Annotated in this window: 21 protein-coding genes; 15 read left to right on the top strand and 6 right to left on the bottom strand. The window is 65.1% G+C overall.

Annotation, left to right across the window (positions count from 1 at the left end; translation table 11 throughout):
- The first annotated feature begins 457 nt into the window (after positions 1-457).
- The 7 genes from OJA40_RS05925 to OJA40_RS05895 all read left to right on the top strand — a co-directional run bounded on the left by OJA40_RS05925 (position 458) and on the right by OJA40_RS05895 (position 8,753).
- On the top strand, positions 458-1,258 hold the full coding sequence (locus OJA40_RS05925) for a metallophosphoesterase (RefSeq protein ID WP_208425676.1): 801 nt from the start codon (positions 458-460) through the stop codon (positions 1,256-1,258).
- Positions 1,259-1,467: 209 nt separating this feature from the next.
- Positions 1,468-3,213: an L-aspartate oxidase gene (locus OJA40_RS05920; RefSeq protein ID WP_208425675.1), complete on the top strand. Its 1,746-nt coding sequence runs from the start codon at positions 1,468-1,470 to the stop codon at positions 3,211-3,213.
- A 7-nt stretch (positions 3,214-3,220) separates the two neighbouring features.
- Positions 3,221-3,826: a hypothetical protein gene (locus OJA40_RS05915; protein ID WP_208425674.1), complete on the top strand. Its 606-nt coding sequence runs from the start codon at positions 3,221-3,223 to the stop codon at positions 3,824-3,826.
- A 48-nt stretch (positions 3,827-3,874) separates the two neighbouring features.
- Entirely contained in the window at positions 3,875-5,965 is a 2,091-nt protein-coding gene (locus tag OJA40_RS05910) for an ATP-binding protein (RefSeq protein WP_263810121.1), read from the top strand.
- Positions 5,966-5,998: 33 nt separating this feature from the next.
- Complete coding sequence (locus OJA40_RS05905; RefSeq protein WP_263810120.1) at positions 5,999-7,366, top strand: hypothetical protein; 1,368 nt, start codon at positions 5,999-6,001, stop codon at positions 7,364-7,366.
- Positions 7,367-7,436: 70 nt separating this feature from the next.
- Positions 7,437-7,772, top strand: coding sequence for a hypothetical protein (locus tag OJA40_RS05900; protein ID WP_208427675.1), 336 nt, complete (start codon positions 7,437-7,439; stop codon positions 7,770-7,772).
- Positions 7,773-7,820: 48 nt separating this feature from the next.
- Positions 7,821-8,753 carry an SDR family NAD(P)-dependent oxidoreductase gene (locus tag OJA40_RS05895; protein ID WP_208427674.1) on the top strand — a complete coding sequence of 311 codons (933 nt, stop codon included), beginning with the start codon at positions 7,821-7,823 and terminating at the stop codon, positions 8,751-8,753.
- A 74-nt stretch (positions 8,754-8,827) separates the two neighbouring features.
- Here the strand turns inward: OJA40_RS05895 and OJA40_RS05890 are convergent, their stop codons facing one another.
- Both OJA40_RS05890 and OJA40_RS05885 read right to left on the bottom strand, forming a co-directional pair.
- On the bottom strand, positions 8,828-9,322 hold the full coding sequence (locus tag OJA40_RS05890; protein WP_263810117.1) for a CBS domain-containing protein: 495 nt from the start codon (positions 9,320-9,322) through the stop codon (positions 8,828-8,830).
- 185 nt (positions 9,323-9,507) lie between these two features.
- The gene (locus OJA40_RS05885; protein ID WP_263810116.1) at positions 9,508-10,854 is read right to left on the bottom strand and encodes a hypothetical protein; all 1,347 of its coding nucleotides are present in this window, start codon (positions 10,852-10,854) and stop codon (positions 9,508-9,510) included.
- Between the two features lie 346 nt (positions 10,855-11,200).
- Here OJA40_RS05885 and OJA40_RS05880 point away from each other — a divergent pair, with 346 nt between their 5' ends.
- The 3 genes from OJA40_RS05880 (at position 11,201) to OJA40_RS05870 (ending at position 15,163) form a co-directional block, all read left to right on the top strand.
- Positions 11,201-12,427: an FAD-dependent oxidoreductase gene (locus OJA40_RS05880; protein ID WP_263810115.1), complete on the top strand. Its 1,227-nt coding sequence runs from the start codon at positions 11,201-11,203 to the stop codon at positions 12,425-12,427.
- A gap of 248 nt (positions 12,428-12,675) precedes the next feature.
- Entirely contained in the window at positions 12,676-14,418 is a 1,743-nt protein-coding gene (locus tag OJA40_RS05875; protein WP_263810114.1) for a sulfatase-like hydrolase/transferase, read from the top strand.
- Positions 14,419-14,428: 10 nt separating this feature from the next.
- On the top strand, positions 14,429-15,163 hold the full coding sequence (locus tag OJA40_RS05870; RefSeq protein WP_263810113.1) for a class I SAM-dependent methyltransferase: 735 nt from the start codon (positions 14,429-14,431) through the stop codon (positions 15,161-15,163).
- Between the two features lie 89 nt (positions 15,164-15,252).
- On the opposite strand, the gene OJA40_RS05865 is transcribed toward OJA40_RS05870, so the two are convergent.
- The 4 genes from OJA40_RS05865 to OJA40_RS05850 form a co-directional block, all read right to left on the bottom strand.
- Positions 15,253-16,944, bottom strand: coding sequence for a CCA tRNA nucleotidyltransferase (locus tag OJA40_RS05865; RefSeq protein ID WP_263807991.1), 1,692 nt, complete (start codon positions 16,942-16,944; stop codon positions 15,253-15,255).
- Positions 16,945-17,068: 124 nt separating this feature from the next.
- Positions 17,069-17,785, bottom strand: coding sequence for a bactofilin family protein (locus OJA40_RS05860; RefSeq protein ID WP_263810112.1), 717 nt, complete (start codon positions 17,783-17,785; stop codon positions 17,069-17,071).
- Between the two features lie 45 nt (positions 17,786-17,830).
- The gene (locus OJA40_RS05855; protein WP_208426542.1) at positions 17,831-18,859 is read right to left on the bottom strand and encodes a ParM/StbA family protein; all 1,029 of its coding nucleotides are present in this window, start codon (positions 18,857-18,859) and stop codon (positions 17,831-17,833) included.
- A gap of 228 nt (positions 18,860-19,087) precedes the next feature.
- Positions 19,088-20,254: an alanine racemase gene (locus OJA40_RS05850; RefSeq protein ID WP_208426543.1), complete on the bottom strand. Its 1,167-nt coding sequence runs from the start codon at positions 20,252-20,254 to the stop codon at positions 19,088-19,090.
- Between the two features lie 910 nt (positions 20,255-21,164).
- Between OJA40_RS05850 and OJA40_RS05845 the strand changes: the two genes are divergently transcribed.
- From OJA40_RS05845 to OJA40_RS05825, 5 genes are all read left to right on the top strand, one after another.
- Positions 21,165-21,920: a M23 family metallopeptidase gene (locus OJA40_RS05845; protein ID WP_208426544.1), complete on the top strand. Its 756-nt coding sequence runs from the start codon at positions 21,165-21,167 to the stop codon at positions 21,918-21,920.
- Between the two features lie 99 nt (positions 21,921-22,019).
- Positions 22,020-22,682, top strand: a complete 663-nt coding sequence (locus OJA40_RS05840) for a hypothetical protein (protein WP_208426545.1) — start codon at positions 22,020-22,022, stop codon at positions 22,680-22,682.
- Positions 22,683-23,515: 833 nt separating this feature from the next.
- A complete protein-coding gene (locus OJA40_RS05835; RefSeq protein ID WP_208426546.1) occupies positions 23,516-23,824 on the top strand; it encodes a hypothetical protein in 309 nt (102 codons plus the stop codon).
- A gap of 509 nt (positions 23,825-24,333) precedes the next feature.
- Positions 24,334-24,927, top strand: a complete 594-nt coding sequence (locus OJA40_RS05830; RefSeq protein ID WP_263810111.1) for a hypothetical protein — start codon at positions 24,334-24,336, stop codon at positions 24,925-24,927.
- Between the two features lie 230 nt (positions 24,928-25,157).
- The gene (locus OJA40_RS05825; RefSeq protein WP_263810110.1) at positions 25,158-25,577 is read left to right on the top strand and encodes a thioredoxin family protein; all 420 of its coding nucleotides are present in this window, start codon (positions 25,158-25,160) and stop codon (positions 25,575-25,577) included.
- Positions 25,578-25,596: the final 19 nt, after the last annotated feature.

The following is a 25,596-nucleotide window of genomic DNA, read 5'->3' as shown; positions in this document are numbered from 1 at the left end:
CCGAGACCAACCGGGCCCCCAGCGCGATGGGCCGTCGGGATGACGCGCCGAGTCGATACACGGGGCCCTGCTCTGCGCGGAGCGTCTCCGCGATCGCCGTTCATGCCCGGTCCCAGAGCGTCCGCATTCGCCGGCTTGAGTCGGGCAAGGCCCGGGTTGCCGTCCGCCGGCGGCCCAGGGGGAGAGAGACCGTTCTTCTCTTCGGGGCGGCTGACTCCTCACGGGCAGCGCCACCGTCGCACGAGGTGGCGACACACCTTCCTCCGGGGGAGCGAAGGAAAAGGCGGTCTGAGACGGAGCGCCGGTCCGTGAGGGGGGCGAGGGGGGCTCCACTGCCGGGAGGGCGGTCCCCACCGTTTCCTTGCCCCGGGTGCGCTCGGGAAAGTCGGAGGCGCGTCCCCGTGCCCTTTTATGACGTGCGCCCATTGCAATTTGTGCTCAAGGAGTTCTCCTGCCAATGCGCCTCCGCATCCTCAGTGACGTCCACATCCGAGACCACGGCCCGCCCGACCTGTGCCGCCGGGCCGCCGACCCGCCCGCCGACGCCATTCTCATGGCGGGCGATACCCACCGAGGACCGGAGGCCATCCGATGGATGCGGGCCACGTTTCCGGAGCGCCCGGTCGTGTGTGTGGCGGGAAACCACGAGTACTACGACGGCTGCCTCGATGCGACGCGCCCCGCGCTGCGACGCGCCGCCGACGACCCGTCCGCCGCGGCCCGTGGCGACGCAACGCCAGACGGAGTGTATTTCCTCGAACGGGACGAGATTATGCTCGGGGACCTCCGGATTCTGGGATGCACCTTGTGGACGGACTTTGCCCTGTTCGAGGGGCGGCGGGCCCGTGCGATGCGGGCCTGCCGGGCCAACGTGGACGACTACCGGCGCATCCACCTGCTCCGCGCCCGCCGTGCGCTCCGGCCCCGAGACACGGCGCGCGTTCATCAGACGTCGATCCGGTGGCTGCGGGCCCGCTTTGCGGAACCGCCGTCCGGTGCACGGGCGACGGTGGTGCTGACCCACCACCCCCCGTCGCGCCGGTCCGTGGACCCGCGATACGCCGACAGCCTCACCAGCGCCGCCTTCGTGGCCCGCCGGGGGCCGCTCGTTGAGGCCTCCGGCGCGGCGCTCTGGGTCCACGGGCACGTCCATGCCTCCTTCGACTATCGGCTCGGCGGCACGCGGGTGCTGTCCAATCCGCAGGGGCACGACGACGAGAACCCCGGCTTCCGGGCCGACCTGGTCGTCGAGGTGTAGGCCTCCGCACCCCTCGCTCAGTGGTAGACGTGGGGACGGACGCCGGCCCTCCGCTGGCGCCTGCGCGCGGCGCAGCTTCTGCAAACGAGATCGCCACAGCTGTTACGTTCTTTCTATTCCTCAGTCGTAGCAGAAAATAAAGAATACCGCCTGCCCCCTCGTCCGTTGTGGCAGTGTTAGCAAGCAAATGCACGACCAGAGCACGTTCTATGAGCACCGTTTCCACCCCCGAGACCGTATCCACGAGTGTTCTCATCATTGGGGCCGGCGGGGCTGGGCTCCGCACCAGCATTGAGCTGGCCGAACAGGGAGTCGACTGCCTCGTCCTGGGCAAGCGCGCCCACGGGGACGCCCACACCATCTGGGCGGCGGGCGGCATCAACGCCTCCCTCGGCAGCCTCGACCCCGAGGACCGGTGGGAGATTCACGCCGCCGACACCCTCGACGAGGGGCACTTCGTGAACGACCCCACGGCCGTCGAGACGCTCTGCAAGCGGGCGCCGGACCGCATCCGAGAGCTCGCGGAATGGGGCATGGAGTTCGACCGGACCGACGAGGGCAAGATCAACCAGCGCTACTTCGGCGCCCAGTCCTTCCGTCGCACCTGCTTCGTGGGCGACCGCACCGGGCAGGCCCTCATGGATACGCTCGTCCAGAAGGCGATGGACCTGGAGATTCCGTACCGCGAGAACCTATACATCACCGACCTGATGGTGGAGGGCGGGCAGGCCGCCGGGGCCGTCGGCTTCGACATGGACGCGGGGCGGCCCGTGGCCTTCGACGCGGACGCCGTCGTCATCGCGGCGGGCGGCCACACCTCGCTGTACCGCCGCAGTTCCTCCCGGCCCGACGAGAACACGGGCGACGCGCAGGCCCTGGCGTTCAACGCCGGCGTGCCGCTGCGCGACATGGAGTTCGTGCAGTTTCACCCCACCGGGAAGGTGAAGCCCGAGGCGGAGGCCGGGCACCTTGTCACCGAGGCGGTCCGTGGGGAGGGCGGGCGGCTCTACAACACGGAGGGCGAGCGCTTCATGGAGCGCTACTCGCCGACGCAGATGGAGCTGGACGCCCGGGACGTTGTGGCCCGTGCCAACGAGCAGGAGATCCGCGAGGGGCGGGGCACGGAGGATGACGCCGTGCTGCTGGACATTTCCCATCGCGACGACGACTACATTCACGACCGGCTCCCCCGCATGGTGGAGGAGTTTGCCGAGCACGGGATCGACATCACCGAGGAGCCGATGGAGGTGGCGCCGACGGCCCACTACGCGATGGGCGGCATCGAGGTCGACTTCGAAACGGCCCAGACGCAGGTCGACGGCCTCTACGCCGTCGGCGAATGCACGGCCGGCGTGCACGGGGCCAACCGCCTGGGCGGCAACTCGCTCATCGAGACCGTTGTCTTCGGCCAGGTCGCCGGGAACCACATCGCCGAGACGCTGGGCAGCCGCACGAGCCCGTCGCTCTCCGACGCGGCGGTGCGGGACCGCGTGGCGAACCAGGACACGCTCGCTGCCGCCGAGGGCACGCACACCCCCGCCGAGATTGTGGATCAGCTCCGGGGGCTGATGTGGCAGCACGCGGGCATTCTCCGCGACGAGGATGGGCTCCTAAACGGCCTCCGGAAGCTGCAGCGGCTCCGCACCGACGCTGAGGACCTGCAGGTCCAGGCCGACCGTACGAGCCGCCGCTACGAGCGGGCGCAGAACCTGCGCTTCATGTTCACCACGGCGGAGACAATCCTGCGGGGCGCCCTGGAGCGGACGGAGTCGCGGGGCGCCCACGCCCGCACCGACCACGACACGAAAGATCCCGACTGGCGAAAGAACATCCGAAGCCTCCCCACGGGCAACGGCGGGATGGAGATCGACACGGAGACGGCCGGCCGCCCCTCCCGTCGCGTCCAGCAGGCCGTCGACGAGGAGCACGAACTGGACTATCACCACCTGGAGTAACCCCTTCATGCCTCGTTCCCGGACAGGCCTGCCCATCGTCGCGCTGGGAATCCTGCTGCTGGGCAGTGCCGTGGCGCTGCCCCCGGCGGCCATCGCCCAGGCGGCTGGGGCCGACCGGCGGGAGGCCGATGCACGCTGGGCGGCGCTCCGGAGCGATGTGCTGAGCCCCGGGTTCTTTTTCAAGAGCATCGGATCCGCCACCGGGTCGCACCTCGACGATGATCCAGGCGCCTGGGGCGAGACGGTCGGCGGGTACGCGGCCCGTGTCGGGTCGAGCACGGGAGAATCGGTGCTCCAGACCGGCACGATGCACGGACTGGCCGCCGCCCTACACCTTGACATCCGTCCCCGTCTGGGCCGGCACAGCGGCCCCGGGGCTCGGCTTCGGCACGCAGTGCTGTCTCCCTTTGTCGCCCGGACCCCCACCGGCGCCCGCGTGCCGAACGCCCCGAATGTCGCCGCCACCTACGGCGGCGCCCTCGCCCAGGCCCGCTGGGAACGAGGGACGTGGGCCCCCGGCCGCGCCCTCCGCAGTACGGGCCTGTCCCTCGGAATCGACGTTCTGATCAACATCTTCCGGGAGTTTCTCGGGACGCCGCTCAGCCGCGACTAGGTGCCCATCGCGACGCGCTTTTCTGTAGTTCCTGTTTGTATGGCTCCAATGGCCGACTCCACCCCTGACACGCGGCCGCCCGACGCTCCGGACGACCCGGTCGAGGCCCTGACCGTCGACGCGCTCCACACGGCCCTCAACGATGCGGGATACATCTGCTCCCGGGAGCGGGCGCGGAGCGTGATGGCTGCCCTCATGACCGATCCCCTGGGCGGATTTTTCGCGTTTGGCCCGCCCGGCACCGGCAAGACGTGGCTCTTGGAGGTGCTGGGAGACATCCTGGACATGGAGACCTTCTTCAAGCAGGTGAGCCCCGGCAGCCGGGAGGAGGACCTGATCCTCGATCTGCTCCCCGACGAGAACGCGGAGAGCGGCATCAAGAAGCAGTGGGGCGAGCTGCCGAAGGCCGTCCGGGCCAGCCACGAGGGCAACACGCTCCTCATCCTCGACGAGTGGGACAAGACGCGCCCCACCGCCGACGCCTTCCTGCTCGACTTTCTGCAGAACGGGCGGGTCAACTACGGCGACATCCAGGTGCAGGCGAACATGGACAACCTCTACGTCTGCATCACGCTCAACGACGAGCGCGACCTGTCCGGGCCGGCCCACCGGCGAATGCCGTACCTCCACTTCGAGCCGCTGCACCCGTCGCTCGTCCGCGAGGCGCTGCGCCGGTCGCACGGCGGCCACCCGTACCTGGAGGCGGCCGTCAACCTCTACGTGCGGTGCGAGCTGTCGATGATGGAGAAAAGCTGTACGATTCAGGAGCTGCAGCAGCTGCTCGACGCAATCAGCGTTCTCGGGCCCGACGACGCCGACTGGGACCAGCTCGTGCTCGACTACGTGACCAAGGACCGGGACAACCACCGGCTTCTGAAGAAGGCTGAGGACGTGGACACGTCCGACTGGGAGGACGCAGGGTGGACCGAAGAGCACGACGCGGACCCGCTGGACCCGTCCGCCTACGCCCCGGTCGACCTTCCGAACCAGGCGCCGGCGCCCAACGGAGAGGGGAACGACGGGGCGCGCCTGCCGCCCATGGCGGACGTGAAGGGATACACGCCGCCCCAGAACGACGAGACCCCGGACCTGGGGGCCGCGTTCGCCGCGCTGGAAGGGAGCGACTCGGTCTACGACGCCCTCACCCGCCAGGAGTCCCCGGCGGAGGCGCCGGACCGCTTCGGGCGCGTGCAGGTGCAGGGCGACACCATCACCTTCGACGCCCCGGTGCCGCTCATGGAGCACGACGGGTACGCGGCCGAGCTGTGGGGGCACCCGGGGGAGGTCGTGTTCGTGGAGGCAACCGCCACCCGTGCGGACCTGCGCCTGCTCCAGCAGGAGCGGGGGCTGGAGTTCATCTCCTACGCCGACGAGGAGATTATCGGGCGCTACGACGGGCTGCACCTCCGCTGGACGCCGGACGCGGGTGCCGAGATCATCGTGCCGACCGCCCGGCGGGACACGTTCGACGACCTGTTCCGGGGCACCTGGCTGAACGAGGCCGACATCGCGGGGCCTGCGGACCTGCCGACGCCCGTGCTCGCCCGCCTCGGGACGCAGCAGGCCGGGGTTGTGGAGGCCCGTCATGCCGACGAGCCCGTGGCGGATCCGTACTTCGCCGGCGTCTTTGACTACTGGACCCAGAGCGAGCAGGACACCATCGAGACCGCCGCGGTCTCGGGGTACGACGCGTTCATGGACCACGCGGAGGCGCACGCCGACCCGTTGATTCTGGAGGGCGACGCCGTTTATGCCCTCTTCGACGGGCTGCTGATGGGGCTCGTCGGGGACGAGAACGACTACCTCGTCGTGTCGGTTACCGGGCCGTTCGACCCCGCGCTCGAATCGTACCTCCAGCACTGGCTGCCCAACGCCAAGCTCTCCCTGCGCCGGAAGGCGGCCGTGCAGGTCCCCGCCAAGACGCTCGTGCAGGACCACGGATTCGGCGTGGTCCGTCCCTCCGACGACCGCCCGAGCCCGGGCAAGAAGCTCGTGCGCATCGAGGACGGAATCAAGAGCATCTACCGCGACGGGCACCTCACGGTGGGGACTCAGATGTCGGGCCGGCAGATTACGGCCCATCGCGCAGAGCTCCTCATCGGCAACATCGACCAGACGCTCGACGAGTTTACCGGGTAGCGTCCCGCACCCTGCCGCACTTTCCAGCCTGCCATGCCCGACCCGGCCCCCGACAATGCGTCTCTGGATTCCGAAGCGACGGCGGACGAAGAGCCGTCCCCCGCAGTTGAGCGCCGCTGGCGGCCTGTGGCCGACGCGCCGTTCCGCACGCCCACGTCGTCAGAGGCGGACGTGCCGACCGACGCCCCGGAGTCGCCCCCCGACGCGCCCCCGGGCGACGAGGGGCCGGGGCAGGGCGACCACGACCAGGGCGCTCCCGACCCGTCCGCGGAGCACCCCCCTGAGCCCGACCCGAACCAGGACGGGCCGGTCCCGCCGGAGCACGGGAGGGCGGGGGAATCGGGGTCGGCCGATGAGTCCGCCGGGGCCAGCGCCGTGCCGGACGGCGCCTCCGAGTCCGGAAGCGGCCCCCCCGAACAGGCCGGCCCGCCCAGCGCCGACGTGCCCGACGCGAGTCCGCCCGACGGCGGGAACCCGGGGCGCAACCCGACCGAGTCCCAGCCCGATCCCGCTGATCCAGACGAGGCGGCGGACACGCTTCCGCCGCAGGCGCCCTCCGACGAGGAGAGAGCGGCCGCCCGCGAGGTCAACGACGAGGCCCTGACGGACGACCCCGACGACGGGTCGTGGATCGAGCAGGTCCAGGATCCGCCCGAGGCCCCTCTCCTCGATGAGGAGCAAACGAACGAGGACGAGTTCTTCACCGACGAACACCGTCGCGTGCCCGGGGCCGAGCAGGTGGAGGAGGAGCTTCAAGAGTTCGCCTACGAGATCAACGAGGGCACTGCCGACACCGAGTGGACGCCTTCGGACCGGGAGGACCACCGGATCGCGTCGATGTTTGCCCGCCTCGTGAGCAAGGTGGCCGAGGACATGAGCTACCAACAGGTGCCCGGAGACGAGTTCTGGGACCCGCGCAAGATCATGCGACGGCAGATCGACCGCCGGCCCCTCCAGCACTGCAAGATGGACTACACGAAGCGCCGGCTGGCCCTGCTGGTCGACACCTCGCCCTCCTGCCGCGACGAGGCGGTGTTCTACTCGAAGGTCGCCACCGGCGCCCTCCTCCGCGACGACATCGACATCTTCCTGTGCCCCAACGGGCGCATCGATGCCCAGTTTGACCCGGGCCCGATGCGGTTCGTCAACGACGACCGGGGCTCCGCCTGGGACCTGGAGGGACGCGTGGTCCTCTACTTTACCGACTGGGACGGAACCGACGAGATCGTTGAGCACTCCCGGAATTGCACCCTCTATTGGTTCGACAACTGCCCCCCGTCGACCTACTGGGAGAGCGCGCGGGATCGCCATCAGCGGGTCCGGCTCCAGTACCGAGGGCGGCACTTCCACTGCCCCGACACCGAGGCGTTCGGGCGGCTCGCGCGCAAGATTCGGCCGTGAAGACGCGGGCGTTCGCGCCGGTCACCGCAACGCCCCCATCGACGCCCGTCCTCCCAAAGCCAACAAGAGCATGCCGATGCCCCAGCAGACGTGCCTGTTTGCGTCGCCCCACGAGACGCACTCGGGGCTCGTGCGCACGATGGAGCGTCTCGCGGAGGACATTCTTCCTGCGAAGGCCGCGTCGGGGGCCTATCCGGTGCGGTTCGACCACTGCTTCAAGCGCATCGCGTACGATGTGGCGGTGGGGGCGAGGTGGGACACCGAGGTGCCGCCGCCCTTCTGTGAGAACGCCACCCCGGCACAGCTCCGTCGTGCCATAGACGTGTTGCGGTCAATGGCGGGGAATCCGGGTCGGGCCGCCGAGTACAACCGCTACTCCCTGCGCTGCCGCAACGCCGACGCGTAGGCACCACTGCCCCCCTCTCCGTTCTGAGTCCCAACCCTCACCGATCCAATGAGCACGCGCCCCGAGTCTCTCGCGACCGTCACGGATATCGACTGCACCGGACAGACGGCCCTCGTCACTGGTTCTACGAGCGGCATTGGCCGCGTGGCGGCGCATGCGCTGGGGCGGCTCGGGGCGGAGGTGATCGTGCACGGTCGCGACCGCGAGGCGGGAGAGGCGGTCGTGAAGGGCATCCGCGAGGAGGGCGGAGAGGCCACCTTCGTCGCGGCGGACTTCATGGAGGCCGCCGCGATCCGGGAGTTGGCAGCGGCGGTCCGGACACGAACGGACGGGCTCGACCTCCTGCTCAACAACGCCGGGGGGCTGTTTCGGGAGGGGCGGCTCGTGGAGGGCATCGAGCGCACGTTCTACGTAAACCACCTCGCCCCGTACCTGCTGACCGCCGAGCTCCTCGACCACCTGCGCGAGGGGAGCCGCGTCGTCACGACGGCCTCCGACGCCCACCGCGGGGCCGAGCTCGACCTGGACCGCGTGCGCACGGTCGATGGGTACTCCGGAATGGGGGCCTACGCCCATTCGAAGCTCGCGAACGTGCTGTTCGCGTCGGAGCTGGCCCGTCGCCTGGGGGCCGCGGATCGATCCATCACGTCCAACAGCATCCATCCCGGATTCGTCCCCGGAAGCCGGTTCGGGCGGTTTCTGCCCGGCCCGCTCTCGGGCCTGTTTCAGATGCTGGGCGTGGTGCCGGGCACCTCGTCGGTGGCCGACGGGGCCGCCGAGCTTCTGCACGTGGCCGTGTCGCCCGATACGGCCGACGTCTCGGGGCGGTACTTCTCTGGGCAGTCGCCCACCACGCCGGCGGTTGCGGCCCGGGACCGGGCGGCCGCCGAGCGCCTGTGGCACCATAGCGCAGAGATGTTGGGCATAGACGCGCTACTGGGGGACGCCGTGTCCGGGCCGGCCACAACCGACGCGTCGTAGCCCCCGGGCCGACCCGTGTGGCCCTCCGCTGCGGAGGTCGTGCCGCGGCCCCACCGGCCGAGTCCCATCGTGGACTATCCGTACTGGCGCACGACGTACTCCTCCTCCATGTACTCGATCAGCTGAAGGGCCTTGGACTTCGCCGCCTCCGAGAGCTGCCGCATGCAGTCGCGCATCGAAAGGATGCCGCTAAGCTGCCCGTCGGCGTCGACCACCGGTAGGTGACGGCACTGCAGGTCGCGCATCCGGTCGAGGGCGTCCTCCAGCGACTGGTCCGGCGTGACGGTCGCCACGTCCTCCGTCATGACGGTTTGCACCGCGGTGTCCTTGGGGGCGCGTCCCTTCAGCGCCATCTTGCGCATGTGGTCGCGCTCCGTGAAGATGCCCGCGATGGCGCCGTCGGTCGTTACCACGATGGAGCCGACCCCGATCTCGGCCATCCGGTCGATGCAGTCGTAGACGCTGTCCTGGGGCGCGGCGGTGAGCACGGTGGTCGGGTCGTGGAGGGCGCCCTTCGCCTCAAGCACGTCCTCGACGCTGGAGTTGGGGATTGCGGGTTCGTCGTCCATTGGACGCAGGAATGCAGTGACACAGGAATGCAGTAACGAAAGTGATCGGAAGCAGGCCCGTCGGTCCGAGAGGACGCACGGGGTAGAAACACGAGCAGGCAAAGGGACCCCCCGACACGTAGTCGGACGGTCCCTTTGCCGGTTCGTGTGGTACATGATGCCAGGCGGGGATGCACTAGTATCCCTTAGTATTCGCCGCCGCCCCCACCTCCACCGCCGCCCCCACCGCCGTCGGTCTGGACGTTGCCCTCCATCGAGGTGTGGAAGGTGCACTGGTAGGCGCTGGCCTGGTCGGCTAAGGTCTGGGTATAGGTGAAGGTGATGCCTTCGGCGTCCTCCTCGTAGCTGATCCCGGAGTTGCCCTCCAGGCTTCCGTCCCCGTCCTGGTTCAGCAGGTAGTCTCCATCGGTTCCGGTCTCGATGGCGAACGGATGGGCGCTGCGCATCCCGTTGTTGTCAATTCGGTACCGCTTGCCCGTTTCGAGGGTCAGGGAGGGATTGTCCCCGCTCCCTGCGACGCCACTTGCCCCGCTTACGCCAGTGACCTCCCAGGCGGAGTTGCCTACGTTGTCCACCGTAATAGTGACATCGGCCCCACTACTACTGCCGCCGCCGGCGTTGGCCCCGATGTTGCCCTGCGCGAAGACAAATCCCCGGCGGTTGTCAGCCACCGCTTCATGGATGTTGACGTAGCCGTTGTAGCCGGTCAGGTCATCGAAGCTCGCCTCGATGATCCGGCTGCTCCGGGCGTCCGGGTCGGTCGGAGCGATCGACCCGAGGTAGCCAGAGAACGGGCTGCTCACGATACTACCGCCTTGCTGGACATTGTTCTCATGGATATGCCCAATCTGGGCCACCTCCACAGTACCACTCGTGGCGCTGTTCACCGAGCCGTCCGTGTCAAGTGAGTAAGTGACAAGTGTTTGCGAGTCGGTCAGCTCCTCGAAGCGCACTGTCCCACTTACTCCATCTGATAGGACGCTTCCGTCTGTCGCGCTGGCCTCCAGGGGATACGTGGTGGCCCTCCGGTCATCCACGAAGTCCAGGCCTGGGCCCTCGGTCCCCTCCGCATTTGCGCCGATGTTGCCCTGCGCCACAACGTTGCCGAGGTTTGCCGGGCTCTGGTGGACATTCACGTATCCGTTGAAGGACGCAAGGTCCTCGATCGGCAGTCCGATCTTTCGGGCCGTCTGGCCGCTTGGGCTCCGCCCGTTGACAGCACTGAGATAAAACTCAATCTCTCCGCCCTCCTCTGCAGAATTGTTATGGATGTGGGCGGGATGGGACACCCCTGGAAGCGTCGCGTCTCCATCCAGGTTAAGCGTGACGAGGCTACTGTCCGGGCCGGCCCGCCAGAAAGTGACGGTCCCGCTAACGCCGTCGTCGGTCTGGGCGGTCAAGTCGTAGGTGATCTGATCCGGCACACCTCCCCCATCCATCCCCGAATCGCTGCTGTCACAGCCGGCCAGCACCCCGAGGGCCAGTGGAAGAAGGCAGAGGATTGGGAGGGTGGACGTACGGAAGGCATTCATGTGACGAGGCTCGATAGTCAGAAGAACATGCTCCGAAAGAGCACCAACGAGTGTGTAGGTGCGGTATTCATTCTGCGTCGAGAAGGTGCAAGCGAGGCCTGTTCAAACGTGACGACCCTGCGATCTACCCTTACAGTCGTGTTATCTCGTGGGAAATTGCCCCTGGTCGTGTGCCGGTTTCCCTCATTGCGGCCGCCATTCCCTCTTGTCTGCAGTCGGGACGTCCACGAGGTTGTGAAAGACATGTCTCATATCCCCGACGCCCGGACAACTACGTCCTGAAGGGGTGTCTAACTTTTGTGGCCATCATACACTTTCCCAATTTCTCCACGGACCCCGGTCCAACATGTACGACTCCCCCACAGTACTCGTGATTGGCGGCGGCGCCACCGGCACGGGCATTGCCCGGGACCTTGCGCTGCGCGGGGTTGAGGTGCTTCTCGTGGAGCGGGAGGGGCTCTCCAGCGGGGCCTCCAGTCGCTCCCACGGACTGCTGCACAGCGGGGCCCGCTACGCCGAGGCCAACCGGGTGGGGGCGGAGGAGTGCATTGCGGAGAACCGCATCCTCCGGTCCATCGCCGGGGCGTGCATCCGCGACACCGGCGGCCTGTTCGTCCAGCTGGCCGACGACGACCCGGGCTACTTCGAGGAGAAACGGGCGGCCTGCGACGCGATTGGGATCGAGACGACCCTGCTCAGCGCGGCGGCGGCCCGGGCCCGCGTGCCGGGCCTGTCGGACGAGGTGGAGCGGGCGATGGGGGTGCCCGACGGGGTGGTGTACCCGTCGCGCCTCGGTGCCGCCAACGCCGCCGATGCCGAGGCCCATGGCGGGTTTGTGTGTCCCCACGCACCCCTCAAGGACCTGGTGGTTGAGGGGGGACAGGTCGTGAAGGCACTGATCGGTGGGACGGTCGACGCGGCGGTCGAGCCGACATATGTCGTGAATGCGACGGGGGCCTGGGCGGGCACGGTCGCGTCGATGGCCGATGTCGACCTGGGAATGGCCCCCTCCCGGGGCGTCATGATCTCGGTGGAGTACGAGGGCCTCGGCCCGGCGCTGAACCGGTGTCGCGACCCGGACGACGGGGACATCGTCGTGCCCCACGACGAGGAGGTGGTGCTGGGAACCACGAGCGTGCCGGTGTCGGACCCGGACGACTACGAAGAGGCCGACTGGGAGGTCGAGACGTCCGTCCGGGAGTGCGCCACCATGCTGCCCCCCGTGGCCGACGCCCCGACGGTGCGCACGTGGTGGGGCGTGCGGCCGCTCTACGCCCCCGACGAGCAGGCGAGCAATCGGCGCGGCATCTCGCGGGGCTTTACCACCGTGGACCACGCCGCCGACGGGGTGGACAACTTTACCAGCATCGTCGGCGGCAAGCTGACGACCTACCGACAGATGGCGGAGGCCGTGTCCGACCATGTCTGTGGCGAGCTCGGCGTGGATGCCGCGTGCGAGACGGCGACCCGGCCGCTGCCCGGCGCCGACGATCCCGACCGGCTCGACGAGTTCGTCGCCGCCTACGACGGACAGGGGCCGACCGACGCGGACGTGTCTGGACGGGCGGGATAGCCCCTGCGACTCATCTCGTGCGGGAGCTTCGCTTCAGGTCGGAGGCGCCGTTCTCGTTCGTGTGGCGTCGCGTCACAGAATTCAGAGTCGCGCGGGTCCCTGGCATGGAAGACCCCCCCGTGCTAGATACTCTCACCGTGTTGGCCATCCATGTCACAGGCACAGGTGTTCACAGACGCTGGTAGGCTGTCCTTTCCCGCACACAAAAGTCCCTCGTAGTGTCGGTCTCTGAATCTGCGCCTTCGTGGATGCCCGATTGGCCAGGATGGGCGGTGGCCGTGGGGGGCCTCATGGGCCTGAATGTGCTGCTGCAGGTCCCTGCTCTGCTCTTTGGTACGCTGCCGTGGCCGCTTGCCAGTTCCTACCTTGTAGACCCCCTACGACTTCACCACCTGCTCAGCCTTGATCTTCTTGGGCTTGCCTGCGTGCTCGCCCTGATCCCCTACAGGGCTGGATGGTCCCCCGTCCGGGCACTCGTGGCGGGGAGCGTTCCGTTTCTTCTGTGCTACGGGGTCTACGATGCTGCCGTGCAGAGCATGCTCCACCGAAGCCCCATCGTCTATGCGGACGCTCCTCACCTCGTCGGTGCGGGGCACCTGCTTCTGAACCTGCAGATGCCCTGGTGGCACGTTCTGGGGCTGGTTGTGGCTCTGGGGGTGCTCGCTCTACTTGCAAGGACGTTGCCGGGCCTGATCCGGTACCTGCACGTCCATCTTCGACGCCCGCCTCTGCATCACAGTGTACTCGGCGTGTCCGGCGTCATTCTTGTCCTTGTTCTGTGGGCCGCCGTGACGGATCGCGGCGTGGAGCGAGAAACGTACCAGTCCGCCTGCTTCTCCGTGGCCGAATGCATGGTCCGCAACGCGAACGCCTCCATCGAGTTGAGCCGCGACCTTGCGCGCTCCTCCTCCACGCCCGCGGACTCAACCTACCGCACGTACCAGGCTCTTCGTTGGGACCGCCCGCCCTCGCTGTACGTCGTGGTGCTGGAGTCGTACGGCTCCGTCCTTGCGGCCCCTCCCCATCGCGCACTGTACGATGGGCTCATGGGACCGGTGTCCGACTCCCTGGCGGCGTCGGGCTGGCACGCGGCCACGGCCCACAGCAGCGCGCCCGTCTCCGGAGGCCTCTCGTGGCTCAGTGTGGCGACGACACTCTTGGGGACGCCAATCGAGCACCAACCCTTGTTCGACATGCTACGGCCAAAGCTGCCGCGCTATCCGCACCTCGTCCGGACCCTCCAGCAGCAGGGGTACACCACGGCAACCCTGCAGCCGCCGGTTCGGAAGCGCGCGGGCCTCTCCGTGCACAACCTGTACGGGTTCGACCGGACCTTTTATTTCGAAGACCTCGACTACCGGGGGCCCGACTACGGATGGGGCATCGTGCCGGACCAGTATAGCCTGGCCGTGGCTCACAACCAGTTCGTCGAGCAGACGGCCCGGCCGTTCTTTCTGTTCTTCGAGGCGGTGTCGTCGCACGCCCCCTGGACCGCTCCACCGCCCCCACTCGTCGACGACCCACTGTCGCTGGGCAACCGCGCATCGGAGGGCCGCCCCGAGACTAGCCGGTCACCTTCGGCAGATGATGCTGCTTCCCTGCAAGAGCGGCCGCCGGTCGAGCAGCTGTTCCGCCAGATCGAGTACGACTGGCGCGTACTTGCGGACTACCTCCAGGCCAAGGCGCCCTCGAACAGCCTCGTTGTCGTTCTGGGGGACCATCAGCCGCCCGGAATCGACAACGCAGGCTCGGCAACCCCCGTTCACATGCTGAGCCGCGACGCGTCTCTGGTCCGTCGCTTCGAAGACTACGGCTTTTCCGAGGGGCTCCAGCCGTCCGCAGCCCCCGACACGCTTCACCACGCCGGACTGTATTCGATGCTCACCCGCGTGCTCACCGCGCACAGCGAAACTGACATCGACTCATCGCCCGTCCTGCCGCCGTACCATCCGCAAGGCATAGAGCACTCCGCGCTTCTCCCTACTCCCTAGTTTTCATTGTATGTCTGCGTTTCCCACGCCGACTCCAGCCGACGACAACGATGACCTCCGCGCCTTTTTTGATGCGCTGGCCGCCGACCCGTCCGAGCGGCACGGCCGTGCCGACAAGTTGCTGCGGCACCGACTGCGCATTCTCGACCGCCACGCCCAGATCGCCCCGTCCGACACAGTCCTCGACATCGGGTGTGGCGACGGCACGCATCTCCGAGCCCTCGCCGGTCGGATTGAGAGCGGCATCGGAGTTGATCTGTCCCGAGAGATGATCGCGACGGCGCGGCAGCATGCCGATCACCCCGACCTCTGTTTTCGGGTCGATGATGCCGAGACCCTATCGACGGTCCCGGCCGGATCGGTTGACAAGGTGATTTGCGTGGGGGTGCTGGAGCACGTGCTCCGTCCACGTCGTGTGCTAGGGCAGGCGGCGCGTGTGTTGAAGCCGACGGGCCGATTCCTCGCCCTCACGCTCAACGGGACGTACTGGTGGTACCGCCTGGCCGATCGCCTCGGGCTGCCCACACGCCATCTCTCGACCGACCGGCGGCTGCGCCCGGCCGAGGGGCGGCGGCTCCTGGAAGAAAGTGGACTGATCCCGGAGGTGGGCTTCTGGGATTTCGTCCCGAGCGGGGACCTGCCCAGCCCACTGCCCCTGCTGTGTCGGCTCCTCGATCGAATGGGTCGCCCGACGTCGAGCGCGTCCTTCCAGGGAGGGCTTCGGCTTCACGGACGGCCGGCGTGAGGCCCATCGAGCGCGGTCCAGTCCGTGAACGGAAGGCCGTGATTGATCGGCGAACCCGTTCAGGGCGGGCAGCTGGGTGGAAAGGGGCCTCAGGCGTCGTCGTTGGAGTCCGCATCGTCCGCGGTTAGCACCTCCGTCTTAACCGCGTCCAGGTAGTCCAGTGCCGCCTCGCGGTCGTCCGGCAGGTCCGGGTCCTCAAAGACGACCTCCTTGATCGCCCCCAGCGCCCGGTTCTCCGGCCCCTCCAGGCGGTCCTGCATCGCCTCGAAGAGGGCGCCGCGGCGGAGCGCCGCGTCCTTGATCGCCATGAGGTGGTCGTAGGCCGCGTCGTGCTCGTTGGCGATCTCGCCGTCGAGAATCGCCTCGCGGATCCACGTCTTGGCGATGCCCACGGCCACCCCCTCCTCGATGCCGAGCGTCTCCATGATCTCGTACCCGTCTACCGGCGGCTCGAAGTTGCGGAGGCGGTCCTTCTCCTCCACGGCCCGCATCTTTTTCTCCACGCGGTCGAAGGCGCGCTGGTAGCGGCGGCGCCGGTCCGGGTTGTTCGAGGTGACGTCCGACCGCACCAGGGTCATGAGGTCGTCGATGTCGTCCCCGGCCTCGTAGAGCAGGCGGCGCACGGCCGAGTCGGTGACCTTCTCGTCCGCCAGGGCGATGGGGCGGAGGTGGAGGCGGACCAGTTTCTGCACGTAGTCCAGCCGCTCGTCGGTCGGCAGGCGCCACTTGCGGAAGAGGTCCGGAATCATGCGGGCGCCCACGTCCTCGTGGCCGTGAAAGGTCCAGCCGTCCTCCGGATCGAATCGCTTGGTCTTGGGCTTGGCGATATCGTGGAGGAGGGCGGCCCACCGGAGCCAGCGCGTCTCCGTTCCGGGCCGGCCGGCGGTCCGCTCCGCGACGTTGTCGAGCACCTCGAGCGTGTGGTAGAAGTTGTCCTTGTGGTCGCGTCCGTTGACCACGTCCACCCCCTTCAGCCGCTGGATCTCGGGCATAAAGTGCGCCAGCACGCCGGAGGCCTCCAGGATCTTGAAGCCGATGGACGGCGTGTCGGCCTCCAGCATCTTGTGGAGCTCTTCGGTGATGCGCTCCTGGCTCAGGATCTCGACGCGGTGGGCCTGCGTCCCCATCGCGTCAAACACGCGGTCGGACACCCGAAACTCGAGCTGCGTGGCAAAGCGGGCGGCCCGGATCATGCGGAGGGGGTCGTCTTCGAACGTGTCCGCCGGGTCGAGGGGCGTGTCGATCGTCTCCCGCTCCAGGTCGCGCCGGCCGCCGAACGGATCGAGGAGGGCGCCAAAGCGGGCCGGCGTGAGGTGGATCGCCATCGCGTTGACCGTGAAGTCGCGGCGGTACTGGTCGTCCTCCAGCGTGCCGGCCTCCACCTCCGGCTTCCGGGAGTCGGAGCGGTAGCTCTCCTTGCGGGCGGCCACGAACTCCAGCACGAGCGCGTCGTCCGGGTGGCCGTCGGGGAGCGCGTCCGCGGCGGGGAGGCGGATTGCGGCGGTGCCGAACTTGGGGTAGACGTGTGCGGTGCGGCCGCCGAGGGCCTCGCCCACCGCCTCGGCCAGTGCAATGCCGGTCTCGGGCCCCACGGTGACGAAGTCGAGGTCCGTGGTGGAGCGGCCCAGGAGCACGTCGCGCACCATGCCGCCCACGGCGTACGCCTCGATGCCCTCCCGCTCGGCCACGCGCCCGATTGTGCGCAGGATCGACTCGTAGGGAACGTCCCGCAGCCGGTCGGCCAGGGTGTCGATGTCAGTGTAGGAAGGGGCTTCCGTCATGCCGTCGGGACGTCTTGAACACCAATTTCGCGGTGTATATGGACGGCATGGGCCCCCGGTTCGTTCGGCGGGGGCGGGGCTTTTCGCCGGCAATTTGGGAGGCCGCGTGGTGAGGGCGGCGGCATCACCACTCAATCGTGGAGAGGGTGTCTTCCGTGTCGTCGGTGTTCTCGGCATCCGGCGTCTCGGGCTCGGCGTCGGACGGTTCCGTCGTCGGGGCGGCCGGCGAGGAGGACGGGGATTCCGGAAGGCCGTCCCCTTCTTGGAGGGAGCGAAAGGATGCGGTCTCCTCCCCGGTATCGGTGGGCTCGGGGGGCGACGACGGCTCAATGTCGAGCGTAACGGACCGCTCGGCGGCCTCGGACGGCTGTTGCCCCGACGAGTCGGCCGGGGGCTCGTCGGGGGACGACGAAAGGGCAGGGATTGTGTATGCCTCGGCGGAGAAGAAGGCGTCCTTCAGGGCGGGGATCTGGTCCGCGGTGTCACACAGCCCCCCCTCAAAGTCGGCCTCGTCCTCGATCGTCAGGGCGTCGGCACACAGAATGCCGTGCACCGACGCGGTTTGCAGCACGACGAGGTCCGCCTGCGCGTGCAGGATTCCCGCCGCGTCGCCGGCGATCCGGATCGACCCGGCCCGAATCTCCCCGTGGATGCTGCCCCCGCGGGACACGTGCACGTGCCCCTCGGTCGTCACGTCCCCGTTGAGGATCCCGTCGACCCGGAGGTCGTCCTTCTTCAGGTCAAACGTCCCCTGGGCGGTCGTGTCCTCCCCGAGCACCGAGAGGGCCGACGAGGGGGCGGTGTCCTCGTCGTCGGTCGAGCGTCGAAAAAAGTCGAACATGGCGGCCGGCAGTGGTGCGAACGGAACAGGCGAAGGGCCTCGGGGCTACGCGCGCTCCCGGTCGAACAGCGTGACGGAGGTGTTGGCGTTGCCCAGGTCGAGCCCGACGGCGTGGTCCGGGCTCTTGCCGTTTACGCCGGCGGCGTGGAGCGCAAACCCTCGGCTCACGTGCGTGGGCGGGTCCGGCACCACCTCCAGGGAGAGCACGTCCCCAAACTCGTCGTCGAAGGCGTCCACGAGCTCCGTGTAGAGCGCGCCGCCCCCGGCGAGGTACATCTTGCGGGTCTGTCCGAAGTCGCTGTCGTCGAAGGCCTTTTTGAGGGCCGGGGAGACGACGTCGTTGTAGTAGACGCGGAGCACCTTCTGCCGAAGCTCCGAGAGGTCGTACCGCTGGCGCCCGGCCACGACGGTGCCCCGGCGCATCGCCATGTCGATCTGGTGCTCGGTGGGCATGTCCAGGTAGTGCTTCTCCCGGAGCCGCTCGGCCATCATCGACGTGGCGTAGCGGAGCCCGTGTCCGCTCGTCGCCGTTCGCTGGACGGGGCCGGAGGGAAGGCTCAAGACGGACTCGAACGTTCCGTACCCCAACGAGACGGCGAAGAAGGGATCGTCCTCCCCCACCTCCCCCTCGCGGGTCGCCGTCACGTGGCCCTCGATCTCCGGAAGGACCTCCACGTCCGCAATGTCCAGGCCCACGACCGAATGCTCGCCCTCGCCGAAGGGGCGCCCGTCGAACTCAATTTCCTGCTTGCCTTCAATCAGGGTGCCCGCGCTCCGGCGGTGGACCCGGTACGACGAGTAGGGGAAGCCCGTCGTCAGCGTCAGTGGCGTGTCGGCCCCGCCGGCCTGGGCGACCAGAAGCCCGGCCCGCAGCAACAGGCGGTAGTCGAGGTCGGAGGGGGCGTTGTTGATGCCCTTGTGGGGGGCCGTCCCCTCGCGGAGGGCAAGGTCCCCGACGACGTACTGCTCATCATCGACCTGGACCTTCAGGCCCTCGAGAAGCCCGTCGGCCACGTCGACCAGCTCGGTCGTGTTGGTTTCGAAGACACTCGGAAACGATTTTGTTTTCAGCATCGCGCTAGAAATTTCAAGAGACCCGGACAGCGAAGGCGGCACGTTCCCAGACGGAGGAATCGGCTGGGTCTCTTGTTATCGCCACGATTGTCGGTGTATTAAGCGCACATGCTTGCGACCAGGAAGAACCGACCAGGGAGGCCCGCCGAAGGCCTCGGCTCCCCCGGCCCGCGAGGACGGGACCGGCGCCGGGGGGAAGCGCGAACTGTGAAGAAGCGGGCCGCAGCATTACCCCCCTCGGGCGTCGACCGACCACCTGTCGACGACGGAGGGGCCGTCGACGACGTGGAGGGTGTCTTGGGTGGCCACGGTGACGCAGGCGTGGTTGGGCACGATGCGGAGCCGGTCGCCCACCGTCAGGTCCGCATCACCGGTCATCGTGAGCCACCCGTGCTCCTCCGAGAGATGATCGACGTGGAGGTTCGGGTGAGGGCGCATCTGCGCGGCATCGGCCAGGGCGATGCCGTGCCCCTCCGTGCCGTAGCCGGTGTCCGTGGTGAACACCTTCTTGCCCGCGTCCACGAACGCGTGGGCGGTGCCGTCGGGTTTTTGCTGCGTGCTGACGACGGTCGTACGCACCGTGAGGGCGCAGTCGCCGAGCGTCGCGGCGCCGAGGGCCACCTGCATCGCGTCGTGCATCACGTAGTTGCCGGGGCGGATCTCGGTGACGCGGAAGCCGTCGCGCGTTGCGTTCGTGAAGGCGGCCATCGACGGCGTGGAGCCGACGCTGATCTCAAAGTTGTCCGGCGTCACGTTTACGCCATCGGTCTCGGCGAGAGCGGATGCCACCGACAGCATCCGGTCGCGCTCCTGCCGCGAGGCGCGACGGAGCGCGTCGGTCTCGGTCTCGCCGTCGGACGGCCCGTCGTAGGCCTGCCCGGCGTGGGTCAGGATCCCTGCGAGGTGCAGGCCCGGCAGGGAGGCGATGCGACGGGCCAGCGTGACCGCCGCCGCGTCGTCCGCCCAGTGCACGCCGCAGCGCCCGTGGCCCACGTCCACCTCGATGAGCACGTCCACCGGGATGTCCGCCTCGGCGTAGACCGCCGACGCCTGGTCGGCGCCCGCCACGGTGTCGACGGTGAATGAGATTTTGGAATCGGCCCGAAGCGCCTGCAGTCGCTCATGCTTGTTGCGGCCGGTGACCGGATAGGCCACGCGCATGTCCTCAAATCCGGCGTTCACGAACGTCTCGGCCTCGTGCACGGTGGCGACGGTCAGCCCTTCGGCGCCGCGGTTCCTCTGCTCGTTCGCGAGGGCGACCGATTTGTGGGTCTTCGTGTGGGGGCGCAGGGCCACGTCGTTCGCGTCGGCCCGGGCCTGCATGGTCGCGAGGTTGGCCTGCAGGCGCGACTGTTCGATCAGAAGGGCCGGGGTGGGAAGGTCGGAAATCGTCACGGGGCGACGAGGGGCAGTGCGCGACAGGTCGTTGCGGATTCGCGGGACGTGATGGGGGCGTGGTGGGTTCCGGGGCGGTCGGATAGTGGGTGTCGACCCGAGGGCTCACCCCACTTCAAATTTGCGACTACTCGAATATTTGACACCATCGTTTTTTTGCTACTCTCCGTTTGGAAATGACAGTTCAGCGTACAGCGTGCCGCCATTCACATTATGAGTCCACGATTACGCCTGTCAAACTCAGTCCTCGTGGGTGTAGCTTTCCTGCTTGTGGGCCTGTTCGCAGGGGCCTGTGACCAGCTCACGGGATCGTCATCGCCTGAATCGGAGAGGTTGGAGGCAAAGGCCCTCACGTTCTCCCACATGCCGATGGGGAACACCCTGCCATCGCCGGACGAGGTGCCCCTGGAGCGAGGAATGGTGCGCCCGGATCAGGAGCCAACCACGCAGGCACAGCCGCGCTTGCCGCGGAGCAAGGAGACGGCGAAAAAAGCCGGCACCCCGTCGCCGTACGGGTGCTACCTGGCGAGCCGGCCCTACTCCGAGGCAGTGGCGTTCCGGAGCGTGTACCTGTACTTCCCGCGAGACATGGTAAAAGAGGCGGGTGAAGAGAAAAAGCGCATTGTCTTTTCGCTCGAAGCGGCTCTGATCGAAGCTTCGGTGTCCGCAGCGAAAAGCGATCCGGCGGAGGCTGCAGCGCAACGAGAAGAAACGGGCGTCCGTTACGCGAACTGTGTGATTCCAGCCACGTCAGGAGCTGAGGACATAGCCAACGAGCAATTGATCCGGGCTGGAGAAGAGGAGGCCGTATTGAATGCAGTAGGATCCCCCGAAAAACCCGCTTCTAAAAACCAGGTCTGCACTATCGAGCAGGTGACTACCTGTGCTGGATGGTCGTGGAATGAGTCGTGTGGAACTGAATACGAAGTATCATGCGGTTCGTCGATTCCTGGAGGTGGTGCAGGTGGACTTGGTGGAGGTTATCCCGACGGAGGAGATGGGGTTGGCGGTGGAGGAAGTGGGGGGGGCTGACGGAGACGAGAACAGGAGTTGCGAATCTACGAAAAGCCTTTCGAAGCGGCTATATCCAGGTTCGTCAGGGCCAGGATCGGAGTGCCCGCCGGCGGAACCGCCCGACGACGACGTGGATGAGACTGAAGTGTGTCCCCAGGATCCACTTAAGGATATGGACATTCGGGCGACATGTGCCGGAATTGAAGGGGGAACCTACGGTGACACGAGGGGGCCGAATAACAATCAGTTCCACGGAGGACTCGATCTTGATGCAGACAAGGGTACTGAGTTGTTCGCTATAGAGAGAGGTGAGGTTGTACAGGTGGATTACTTAGATGACTTCGGCGATTATGTTGTCGTTCAGTCTTCTCAAAACGAAAATCAATACTTTCTGTACGCTCACCTCAGTTCAACTGCAGTCGGAGAAGATGACGCTGTTGTTCAAGGACGTAAGCTTGGAGAAACTGGTAAGAGTGGGAACGCAGAGGAGGCAGAATGTAACCAGGAGCACCTCCACCTTGAGGTGCGTGAAGGGGATGGAACAGATCTTGGGTGGGTCAAGGATCTTGGGGGAGAAACTGTAGATCCTGAAGAGTATATCGGGACCAACTTCAACGAGGAGGGGGAAGCAAAGTCCGATCAATGTAGTTAGTATTCAGACGAAATCCCGACCTCTGATGGGTGCGATCAAGCACGGAGACGCACAGAAAAGACGATTGAACTATCAGGGAAAAACTGCAAAGATGGTACGATGGTTACGAAACGGCTTCTTCCAATATTAGCTATGTTCACAGCATTCACCTTCATGGGGTCGGACACTGCATGTGCACAAGTTGAAAAAACTTTTCAGCGGACGGATTCAAATGGTCAGATCGTCCAGACGCCCTACGTTACCTATGAGGAGTTTCAGTCGGTCACGCTCCACCGTCCCGATGGTCAAGTGCCGCTTCGAGAGCTTCTAACTGTTTCTTCTTTAGACGAGGTGATCCGTTTGCTTGGTGACCCACAGTCGGTCGAGCGTAATGACGACCCCGATGATGCGAGTTTCACCGCATGGCTACACTATGATAGAGATACAACAGTGGAGTATCATGGCTTTGCGGACGGCACGCTGGGAATAACCTCAATCGAGCTTCGATCCCCGAGGTGGGGGCTGGAAATCGGAAGTAAAAGATTGTCTCCGGGGGGAGACATCGCTGATCTTGACAAAACAGTCCGTCGGTCGGCTGTTTCTGGTAAGCTATCGAAGAAAAATAACAAGAGTGGTGTCGGGGCAATCTACATTGAACAACCGAATGATTCGAAGAATGAGAAAGTTGAGCCGCTGATGAACGGAATGACGCAGTTCAACTTTAAGACTGGAAAAGCAGGGGCTATTGACGTTGTTCGTCTCAGCCGAATTCCATCAGATTAGACATTTGGAAGTACTAATCCATTGCAAATATAAAAATAAATTAAGTAACGACATTAGTTATATACAAGTCAAAGGTTGGGGGAGTTCAGCGTTCGCCGGTTCTGAAAGCCCGTTGAGCCGGGCCGGACGGAAATGAATTCACTGAAACATCGAGAGATGCCCATTTGGGGGTGGCCGAGGTGACCTCGCCCGACCACTTTCTGAAGACGGAAGGTGAAACGGTTCATCTCGGAATGAGGCAAAGTAACCTGGGAATTCCTTTGGAGAAGGACCTTCACTAAGCGAAAATAGAAGACACTGTTGACATACAATTAAATTCATAATTAAGAACCTCTGTGCACGACAAAACTCACATGACACTTCAATCTTTCGACACAAGTCATTCTGAGTCGCGCAGCGACGAAGAATCTCTTCGAGAAGCGGCGAAAGCGGTGCTCAAGTGGCAAGCCGATCCAACTCGTTTCCGCTTCATTCAAAGAGATTCACTCCGAGAGCACTTGCTCCGCAGCGCCTCGCTACGCTCGGAATGACGCGGTCGAGGGACGGGAATAGCCGTCTTGTGAAGGCTCGTCCAGCTTTTGTCGTGTACCATGATTAAGAACAACTGATCCCCCGAAAGTGTCTAATAGTCACAGTGTAAATGTAATCACCTATCTGTTCCGTCGGGCTCACGCCAGAACGTATTCCACCACTTCTCTGACTTGATCCGCTGAGATAGGGAGTTTATTCGAATAGGACACCTGTTTTAGGTAATCTTGAAATCTGAAAGTGCCCCTCTTTTTGCGATCAGTACTCCTGATTATATTGTTTCCTGAAGCTGACTCTATATAACTATGAAGTACCTTGTTGCGACTTCCGTAGTAGTCCTGTTGTCAGTCTCTTTTTCTCCGGATATGCTGATAGCACAAGCCGAAAACGTCTTCAAGAGAACCTATGAGGGTGAGGTTGTTCAGGCTTCGTATATAACCTTTGATGATTTCGAAAAAGCCTCTCTCAGCCGAGGCAGGCTTAAGTCCGATGAGGTAAGCAGCAGTGCAACTATCCAAGGGGTGACGCTGTCCGATCTGTTGTCGGCTGCTTCGCTCGATCAAGTTACGCAATACCTTGGTAATCCGGAGTCTCTCGAGAAAAAAATTTGGTGAGAGAAGGCTCATTCATCGCATATTTTCACTACGAAGGACTTAAGCTGGAGTATATCAAAGCCGAAAAGAAGGGGAAGATATTGCTACGTGACCTGACGATCACGGGTAGTGAGTGGTCACTCACAGTAAATGGTAGTCGAGTCCATATAGGGATGCCAGAAAGTGAACTGAGCACGCCGGTTCGTGAGTCTGTACGGACATCCGCTGAGAAGAGCACCGACGGGGGGAGAGCCGTCATCCACCTTAGAAACGCGAAAACGACCGACACTGCTAAAGCAGAGCGGTCTCAATCAGAGCGTCGGCTGGGGATTTCGATTGACGTCGACGGTCGGGTGAAAGAGATCACGTTCCACCGCATGATCTGAGGAACGAGCATGCGGGATCCTCCACTCTTTTTGTTTCTATTTGATTGCCCTGATGGCGGCTACGAGCAATACAGAATGTATTGTAAATATTTATATATTACTTTTTCTTCGGCTGCAAGAAGACCATTCATACTTGTTTGGGCAATGGTTATTATCAGCCTTGCTGAGACAGGGGCCGTTCAGGCGCAGACGGAGAAGACAGTCCAGGGGCAGCACGACCCGACGCCCTACATCAGCCACGCCGAGTTCCAGAACATCTCTGTGGGAGGGGAACTCATTTCCAGCAAGTCCTCGGGCTCCCAACCCACGTTCAGAGACATACTGGCCGTCTCGTCTCTTGACGGAGTAATCCGTCTGTTTGGCGAGTCAAAAACGTTCAATCGTATCCCCTATCCCGATGGGAGCACCGTCCGAGTGGATCTGAACTACGGTGGGTTAAAGATGGAGTACTTCAAGTCCGCAGGAAAGGCGGACTTCAGGCTCCGAGAGATGAAGATTACGTCTTCGGAGTGGTCGCTCACAGTGGGAGAAAAAGAATTGTGCCCCGGCATGGCGGGGAATCAGCTTAGTCCGCCGGTCCGGAAGTCCGGATACGTGTATATTGCGAAGCAGGGTACAGCCAAGAAAGCGAAGCGAAGCGGGGAGCTTGAGATAACTGATACAAGAACGCAGATCACGTTCGAAATAGACGAAGATAGCGGAACTGTTAAGACGATTCGATTACATCAAATGATATGAAAAAGTGCTATCTAGACCAGAAAATATCCTCAAGTGGAAATAGTGGGAGTCTTCTACTGGCGTTGATTCGAGCAGGAACCTTTCGGTCATCGATTCCATCGGACAGGTAGGCTTTCACATCTACTCGTCTGCCCGTCCGAATGCGCTCGCTTCCTTTGGTCCGACCCTTCGTTCTCTCGGCAGTCCTCACCCTCGTGGTCGGAGTTGGCACGGCCCACGCGCAGATGGAGATGCCTCCTCGCTCGCTCGGGGAGGTGGTGACCCAGGCCGAGGCGCAGGAGACCCCGATTCTGCTGGAGATCTACGCGCCGTGGTGCCCCTACTGCCAGAAGATGCAGGAGACCGTCTACGCCGACTCCACGGTCCGGGCGACCCTGGACCGTCAGTTCACCTATGCCCGCCTCAACCGCGACACGACGGCAGGGGCGCATCAGTTCGACGGCCGCACGCTCTCGTCGAAAGAGCTGGGCCTAGCGCTCGGGGCGCGGGGCGTGCCCACCACGGTCTTCATGACCCCCGAGGGCACCCCGATTGCGAAGCAGCCCGGTTACATCAAGCGGCCCATGTTTCTGACGATGCTCCGGTACTTTGGCTCCGGGGCGTACGAGGAGCAGGGCTTCGAGGCGTTCCGAAATCAGGCGTCTGAGTGACATCAAGGCTCCACGACGG

Source organism: Salinibacter pepae, from assembly GCF_947077775.1.
Classification (GTDB): Bacteria; Bacteroidota; Rhodothermia; order Rhodothermales; family Salinibacteraceae; genus Salinibacter; species Salinibacter pepae.
The sequence above is the reverse complement of the archived record's forward strand: the minus strand, read 5'-3'. Positions and strand labels throughout refer to the sequence as shown.